The sequence below is a fragment of the Streptomyces sp. NPDC058872 genome, assembly GCF_042743065.1.
GTDB lineage: Bacteria > Actinomycetota > Actinomycetes > Streptomycetales > Streptomycetaceae > Streptomyces.
Map to the genome: position 1 here is coordinate 17,877 of NZ_JBHYMK010000083.1, position 8,426 is coordinate 26,302.

Consider the following 8,426-nt stretch of genomic DNA (forward strand, 5'->3'; position numbering starts at 1 on the left):
GGCCCCGCCGCCGCCCCCCCCGGGGGGGCGGCGGCCCCCCCCCCCGCCCCCGGGGCGCCGCGACCGCCCCCCCGCGGCTCGCGGACATCGCGGCCCAGTCCGGGGTCAGCGAGGCCACCGTCAGCCGGGTCCTCAACGGCAAGGCGGGGGTGGCCGGCGCGACCCGCCACAAGGTGCTCGCGGCGCTCGACGTGCTCGGCTACGAGCGGCCCGTCCGACTCAAACGCCGGAGCGCGGGCCTCGTCGGCCTCGTCGTGCCCGAGTTGACCAACCCGATCTTCCCGGCCTTCGCGCAGGTCGTCGAACAGGTCCTGGCCGGGCACGGCTACACCCCGGTGCTCTGCACCCAGATGCCCGGCGGCGCCACCGAGGACGAGCTCGTCGACCAGCTGGTGGAGCGCGGGGTGGCCGGCATCGTCTTCCTCTCCGGGCTGCACGCGGACGCCACCGCCGACCCGGCGCGCTACGCCCGGCTCGCCGCCCGGGGCGTCCCGCACGTCCTCATCAACGGCTACAACGAACACATCGACGCCAACTTCGTCTCCCCGGACGACCGGGCCGCCGCCCGGATGGCCGTCCGACACCTGGTCGAGCTCGGCCACGAACGAATCGGCCTCGCCATCGGTCCCACCCGGTACGTGCCCTCGCGGCGCAAGGCGGAGGGCTTCACCGCCGAGCTGTACGAACTCCTCGGCATCGACCGGGCCGAGGCCGAACGGTTCATCAGGCCCACGCTCTTCGGCGTCGAGGGCGGCCACGCCGCTGCCGAGATCCTCCTCCGCGAGGGGTGCACGGGCATCGTCTGCGGGTCCGACCTGATGGCCCTCGGCGTCATCCGGGCCGTCCGGGCCCGGGGGCTCGACGTGCCCGGCGACGTCTCCGTCGTGGGCTTCGACGACTCGCCGCTCATCGCCTTCACCAGCCCGCCGCTCTCCACCGTCCGCCAGCCCGTGCAGGCCATGGCGACGGCCGCCGTCGGCGCACTCCTGGAAGAGATCGAGGGGAACCCGGTGCAGCGCACCGAGTTCGTCTTCCAGCCGGAGCTGGTGGTGCGCGGTTCCACGGCGCAGCCGCCCGACCGGCTGTTGCAAGTCCTTCCGTAACAAATTGCGCGGGGGTGTCCGGAGGGTTGACCGGGCACCCCCGCGCTCGTACGGTCACGGCTGAAAATAGTTGCTGAAGCTTTCGGCAACTTCTTGCTAAGTCCTACGTCTTGCGACACCGACGTCGTATCAGGAGGAAGCATGGCCAGAAAGACCGTGGCCGCTGCACTCGCCCTCGTGGCGGGAGCCGCTGTGGCCGTCACGGGCAACGCCCCGGCACAGGCGACCCCGCCCGGAGAGAAGGACGTCACCGCGGTGATGTTCGAATGGAACTTCGCCTCGGTCGCCCGGGAGTGCACCGAGCGCCTCGGCCCCGCGGGATACGGCTACGTCCAGGTGTCCCCGCCCCAGGAGCACCTCCAGGGCGGCCAGTGGTGGACCTCGTACCAGCCCGTCAGCTACAAGATCGCCGGACGTCTCGGCGACCGCACCGCCTTCAAGAACATGATCGACACCTGCCACGCGGCGGGCGTCAAGGTCGTCGCCGACTCCGTCATCAACCACATGGCGAACGGCTCGGGCACGGGAACGGGCGGGACCCCGTTCTCCAAGTACGACTACCCCGGCCTCTACTCGGGCGCCGACATGGACGACTGTCGGGCCACGATCTCGAACTACCAGGACCGCGCCAACGTCCAGAACTGCGAACTGGTGCAGCTCCCCGACCTCGACACGGGCGAGGACTACGTCCGCGGGAAGATAGCCGGCTACCTCAACGACCTGCTCTCGCTGGGCGTCGACGGCTTCCGGATCGACGCCGCCAAGCACATGCCGGCCACCGACCTCGCCGCCATCAAGTCCCGCCTGACGAATCCTTCCGCCTACTGGAAGCAGGAGGCCATCTACGGGGCCGGCGAGGCCGTCTCCCCCAGCGAGTACCTCGGCAACGGCGACGTCCAGGAGTTCCGCTACGCCCGCGACCTCAAGAGGGTCCTGCAGGGCGAGAAGCTCTCCTACCTCAAGAACTTCGGCGAGGCCTGGGGCTACATGCCCTCCGGCCAGTCCGGCGTCTTCGTCGACAACCACGACACCGAGCGCGGCGGCGACACCCTCAGCTACAAGGACGGCGCGAACTACACCCTCGCCTCCGTCTTCATGCTGGCCTGGCCCTACGGCTCCCCGGACGTGCACTCCGGCTACGAGTGGACCGACAAGGACGCCGGCCCGCCCAACGGCGGTCAGGTGAACGCCTGCTACAGCGACGGCTGGAAGTGCCAGCACGCCTGGCGCGAGATCTCCTCCATGGTGGCCTTCCGCAACACCGCCCGCGGACAGGCCGTCACCAACTGGTGGGACAACGGCAACAACGCGATCGCGTTCGGCCGCGGATCCAAGGCGTACGTGGCGATCAACCACGAGTCCTCCCCGCTCAGCCGCACCTTCCAGACCTCCCTGCCCGCCGGCACCTACTGCGACGTGCAGAGCGACACCGCGGTGACGGTGAACTCCGCCGGTCAGTTCACCGCCACCCTCGGCGCCAACACCGCCGTCGCCCTGCACGTGAACGCGACGAGCTGCGGAGGCGGCACCACCCCGCCGCCCGCGACCGCCGGAGCCTCCTTCAACGTCAACGCCACCACGCTCCTCGGCCAGAACATCTACGTCACCGGCAACCGCCCCGAGCTCGGCAACTGGGCCCCCTCCGCCGCCCTCAAGCTCGACCCGGCCGCGTACCCCGTCTGGAAGCTGACGGTGTCCCTGCCCGCCGGAACGGCCTTCGAGTACAAGTACGTCCGCAAGGACGAGGCCGGAAACGTGACCTGGGAGTCCGGCGCCAACCGCACCGCCACCGTGCCCGCCTCGGGCCAGGTCGTCCTGAACGACACCTTCCGCAACTGATCCCGCGCTTCCGCCGGGGCCGCCCCACCGGGGCGGCCCCGGCACCCCTTCCCCCGTCCCTCCTCCAGGGAGCACCCCCGTGATACGCAAGAGAACGGCGGTCGCGCTGGCCGCCGCCCTGTGCGCCGCCCTGGTGCCGGCCGTCCCCGCGACGGCCGCGCCCCGCCCGCCCGCACCACCCTCCGACCGGGCGCTCGCCGCACAGCCCGCCCGCCAGGACCTCACCCGCGAGCAGTTCTACTTCGTCCTCCCGGACCGCTTCGCCAACGGCGACACCGGCAATGACCGCGGCGGCCTCACCGGAAGCCGTATGGAGACCGGCTTCGACCCGTCCGACAAGGGCTTCTACCAGGGCGGCGACCTCAAGGGCCTCACCGAACGGCTCGACTACATCAAGGGCCTCGGCACCACCGCCATCTGGATGGCGCCGATCTTCAAGAACCGGCCCGTGCAGGGCACCGGCGCGGATGCCAGCGCCGGCTACCACGGCTACTGGATCACCGACTTCACCCAGGTCGACCCGCACTTCGGCACCAACGAGGACCTGGCGGAACTCATCGCCGCCGCCCACGCCAAGGGCATGAAGGTCTTCTTCGACGTCATCACCAACCACACCGCCGACACCGTCGACTACGCCGAGAAGAAGTACGGCTACCGCCCCAAGGGCGCCTACCCCTACCTCGACGCCTCCGGCCGCCCCTTCGACGACCGGACCGGGATGCGGAAGGTGGACGCGGACGCGTTCCCGTACACCCCGACGACGACCGGCGGCAAGGTCCCGTCCTGGCTCAACGACCCGACGATGTACCACAACCGGGGCGACTCCACCTGGGTCGGGGAGTCCGCCGAGTACGGCGACTTCGTCGGGCTCGACGACCTCTGGACCGAGCGTCCCGAAGTCGTCGAGGGCATGAAGCGGATCTACGAGAAGTGGGTCCGCGACTTCGACATCGACGGCTTCCGCATCGACACCGTCAAGCACGTGGACCTGGACTTCTGGACCCAGTGGGCCACCGCCCTCGACGCCTACGCCAAGAAGCGCGGCCGCAAGGACTTCTTCATGTTCGGCGAGGTCTACTCCGCCGACACCGCCGTCACCTCGCCGTACGTCACCCGGGGACGGCTCGACGCCACCCTGGACTTCCCCTTCCAGGACGCCGCCCGCGCCTTCGCCTCCCAGGGAGCCGGCGCCGACCGACTCGCCCGGGTCTTCGCCGAGGACTACCGGTACACCACCGACAAGGCCAACGCCTACGAGCAGGTGACCTTCCTCGGCAACCACGACATGGGACGCATCGGCACCTTCCTCCGGCAGGACAACCCGAACGCCTCCGACGGGGAACTCGTCCGCCGCGACCGCCTCGCCAACGAGCTCATGTTCCTCTCCCGGGGCAACCCGGTGATCTACTACGGCGACGAACAGGGCTTCACCGGCCCCGGCGGCGACAAGGACGCCCGACAGACCCTCTTCGCCTCGAAGACCGCCGACTACCTCGACGACGACCAGCTCGGCACCGACCGCACCCACGCCACCGACGCGTACGACACCACCCACCCGCTCTACACGTCGATCGCCGCACTGTCGAAGCTCACCCGGGAGAACCCCGCCCTCCGCGACGGCGTCCAGCAGGAGCGCCTCGCCGAGGGCTCCGTCTACGCCTTCACCCGCACCGACCCGAAGGCACGGACCGAGTACCTGGTCGCGGCCAACGGCTCCACCACCCCCCGGACCGTCACCGTCCCCGTCGATTCCGCCGCCCTCCACGCCCTCTACGGCGGTCAGGGGACCGTCACGGCGGAGGACGGGAAGGTGACCCTCACCGTTCCGGCCCTCTCCTCCCTGGTCCTCAAGGCCGACGGCCCGCTGCCCGCGCCCGCGACGAAGCCCAGCGTGTCGCTGAAGGCCCCGGCCGCCGGCTCCACCGGCACCGTCGAGATCAGCGCCGACGTCGACGGCGGCGGACTCAACCGGGTCGTCTTCGCCGCCCAGGTCGCGAACGGCCGCTGGCAGACGCTCGGCACCGCCGACCACGCCCCCTACAAGGTCACCCAGCACGTCACCGCACCCGCCGGGACGTCCCTGCGCTACAAGGCCGTCGTCGTCGACGCCGCGGGCCGCACCGCGAGCGCCCTCGCCACCACCACGGCCGGCGCACCCCCGGCAGCGGAGAAGCCGGTCGCCGTCGAGCGGACCCACGCCGTCGTGCACTACCGGCGCGAGGACGGCGCCTACGACGGCTGGCAGCTGAAGGCCGCCGGCCAGGACACCGCCTTCACCGGACGGGACGCCTTCGGCGCCTTCGCCTGGGTCAAGGTCCCCGAAGGCGCCTCCAGCCTCACCTACACGGTGGAGAAGGACGGCACCGCCGAAGGTCCGCAGCGCAGCATCAACCTCGGCCGCACCGGCGAGGTCTGGATCGCACAGGGCCAGGACGGCCAGTCCGACGCCGATCCGGCCCCGGTGCCCCAGGACGAGGGCAAGGCCGTCCTCCACTACCGGCGCGAGGACGGCGCCTACGACGGCTGGGGCCTGCACCTGTGGACCGGCGCCGCCCAGCCCACCGACTGGTCCAAGCCGCTGATGCCGACCCGCGTCGACGCGTACGGCGCCGTCTACGAGGTCCCGCTCGCGGCAGGGGCGACCTCGCTGTCGTACATCGTCCACCGGGGCGACCAGAAGGACCTGCCCACCGACCAGTCCCTCGACCTGGCCGCCCACGGCCACGAGGTCTGGCTGCTCGCCGGACAGCCGGAGTACCTCCTGCCCACCACCGGCGGAGCCCCCGACCTCGACCTCGGCAAGGCCGAGGCCCAGTGGATCGACCGGAACACCGTCGTCTGGAAGGTGAAGGCCACCGACGCCACCAGCCAGCAGCTGGTGTACGCCCGGAACGGCGGGATCGCCGTCACCGACGGCGCCCTGAACACCGAGGGCCAGTGGCTCCGGCTCACCCCCTCGGCCCTCAGCGAGGAACAGAAGGCGGCCCACCCGCACCTCAAGGACCACCCGGCCTTCACCGTCGACCCGCGCGACGCCGACCGGGTCCGGGAATCCCTGCGGGGCCAGCTCATCGCCACCCAGCGCGCCGCCAACGGCGCCCTGCTCGCCGCCACCGGCGTGCAGACCGCGGGGATCCTCGACGACCTGTACGCGAAGAAGGCGACCCGGGCGGACCTCGGGCCCGTCTTCCACCGCGGTCGCCCCACCCTCTCGTTGTGGGCCCCCACCGCCCGGTCCGTCTCCCTCGACATCGACGGGAGGACCGTGCCCATGCGGCGCGACGACTCCTCCGGCGTCTGGTCGGTCACCGGACCCCGGACCTGGACCGGCAAGCCGTACCGCTACGCGGTGAAGGTCTGGGCCCCCAGCGTCCAGCAGCTCGTCACCAACCGGGTCACCGACCCCTACTCCACCGCCCTCACCACCGACTCGGCCCGCAGCCTGGTCGTCGACCTCAGCGACCCGAAGCTCGCCCCCGCCGGCTGGAAGACCCTGGAGAAGCCCGCCGCCACACCCCTGCGGGACGCCCAGATCCAAGAACTCCACATCCGTGACTTCTCGATCGCCGATCCCACGGCGAAGCCCGATCACCGGGGCACCTACCTCGCCTTCACCGACCGGGACAGCGAGGGCTCGCGCCACCTGAAGGAGCTCGCCGCCTCCGGCACCTCCTACGTCCACCTCCTCCCGGCCTTCGACATCGGCACCATCCCCGAGAAGAAGTCCGCACAGACCGTCCCGGCCTGCGACCTGAAGGTCTACGCCCCCGACTCGGAGGAACAGCAGGCCTGCGTCGCCGCGGCGGCGGCGAAGGACGCCTACAACTGGGGCTACGACCCCCTGCACTACACCGTTCCCGAGGGCTCCTACGCCACCGACCCCGAAGGAACCCGCCGCACGGTCGAGTTCCGACGGATGGTCCAGGCCCTCAACGGCGACGGCCTGCGCACCGTGATGGACGTCGTCTACAACCACACCGTCGCCGCGGGGCAGTCCGACAAGTCCGTCCTCGACAAGATCGTGCCCGGCTACTACCAGCGCCTCCAGGACGACGGCACCGTCGCCACCTCCACCTGCTGCGCCAACACGGCGCCCGAACACGCCATGATGGGCAAGCTCGTCGTCGACTCGGTCGTCACCTGGGCCAAGCAGTACAAGGTCGACGGCTTCCGCTTCGACCTCATGGGCCACCACCCGAAGGAGAACATCCTCGCGGTCCGCAAGGCGCTGGACGCACTGACCGTCGAGAAGGACGGCGTCGACGGCAAGGCGATCGTCCTCTACGGCGAGGGCTGGAACTTCGGCGAGGTCGCCGACGACGCCCGCTTCGTCCAGGCCACCCAGAAGAACATGGCGGGCACCGGCATCGCCACCTTCTCCGACCGGGCCCGCGACGCCGTCCGCGGCGGTGGCCCCTTCGACGAGGACCCCGGCCTCCAGGGATTCGCCTCCGGCCTCTACACCGACCCCAATGCGTCCGCCGCCAACGGCACCCCGGAGCAGCAGAGGACACGCCTCCTGCACGACCAGGACCTCATCAAGGTCGGCCTGACCGGCAACCTCGCCCCGTACACCTTCACCGACACCTCCGGGCGCACGGTCAAGGGCTCCGAAGTCGACTACAACGGCGCCCCCGCCGGATACGCGGCGGCCCCCGGCGACGCCCTCGCCTACGTCGACGCCCACGACAACGAGTCCCTGTACGACGCGCTGGCCTTCAAGCTCCCGGCGGACACCTCGCCGACCGACCGCGCCCGCATGCAGGTCCTCGCCATGGCGACGGCCACCCTCTCCCAGGGACCCGCGCTCTCCCAGGCCGGATCGGACCTGCTGCGCTCCAAGTCCCTGGACCGCAACTCGTACGACAGCGGCGACTGGTTCAACGCGATCCACTGGGACTGCCGTGACGGCAACGGCTTCGGCCGCGGCCTGCCGCCCGCCGCCGACAACCGGGCCAAGTGGTCCTACGGCAAGCCGCTGCTCGTCAATCCGGCCCTGACGGTCGGCTGCGCCCAGATCGACGCCGCCTCCGCCGCCTACCGGGACCTGCAGCGGATCCGCACCACCGAGCCGGTCTTCTCCCTGGCCACCGCGGACCGGGTCCAGGAGGCCCTGTCCTTCCCGCTCTCCGGCCCCGACGAGACGCCGGGCGTCATCACCATGCGCCTCGGCGACCTGGTCGTCGTCCTGAACGCGACTCCACGGGACACCGCACAGCGGGTCGCCGACCTCGCCGGGAAGGGCTACCGCCTGCACCCGGTCCAGGCCGGCGGGTCCGACACCGTGGTCAAGGCGTCGGCGTACGAGCCGGCCTCGGGCACCTTCACGGTGCCGGCCCGGACGGTGGCGGTCTTCAAGGCGGTCAACTGACCAGCGGCCCCGGGGGCCGGGGCCCGGCCCCCCCCCCGGGCCCCCCCCCCCCGGGGGCCCCCCGCACCCCCCGGGCCGGTCTATAGGGGGCCCCCCGGACCCCCCGCCCGCGG

The 8,426-nt window shown here is 71.4% G+C and carries 3 protein-coding genes; all 3 read left to right on the top strand.

Features of this window, described 5'->3' with window-relative positions; translation table 11 throughout:
- Window positions 1-1,103, top strand: a 1,103-nt coding sequence (locus ACFW22_RS32915) for a LacI family DNA-binding transcriptional regulator (RefSeq protein ID WP_386411833.1), incomplete at its 5' end; no start/stop codon positions are given.
- A 141-nt stretch (window positions 1,104-1,244) separates the two neighbouring features.
- A complete protein-coding gene (locus ACFW22_RS32920) occupies window positions 1,245-2,942 on the top strand; it encodes a carbohydrate-binding module family 20 domain-containing protein (protein ID WP_386411835.1) in 1,698 nt (565 codons plus the stop codon).
- A gap of 79 nt (window positions 2,943-3,021) precedes the next feature.
- Complete coding sequence (gene pulA, locus ACFW22_RS32925; RefSeq protein ID WP_386411837.1) at window positions 3,022-8,313, top strand: pullulanase-type alpha-1,6-glucosidase; 5,292 nt, start codon at window positions 3,022-3,024, stop codon at window positions 8,311-8,313.
- The last annotated feature ends 113 nt before the right edge of the window (window positions 8,314-8,426 follow it).

Coding starts and splice junctions, on each gene's coding strand:
- ACFW22_RS32920 (WP_386411835.1), top strand. CDS start 1,245: ATGGCCAGAAAGACCGTGGCCGCTGCACTCGCCCTCGTGGCGGGAGCC.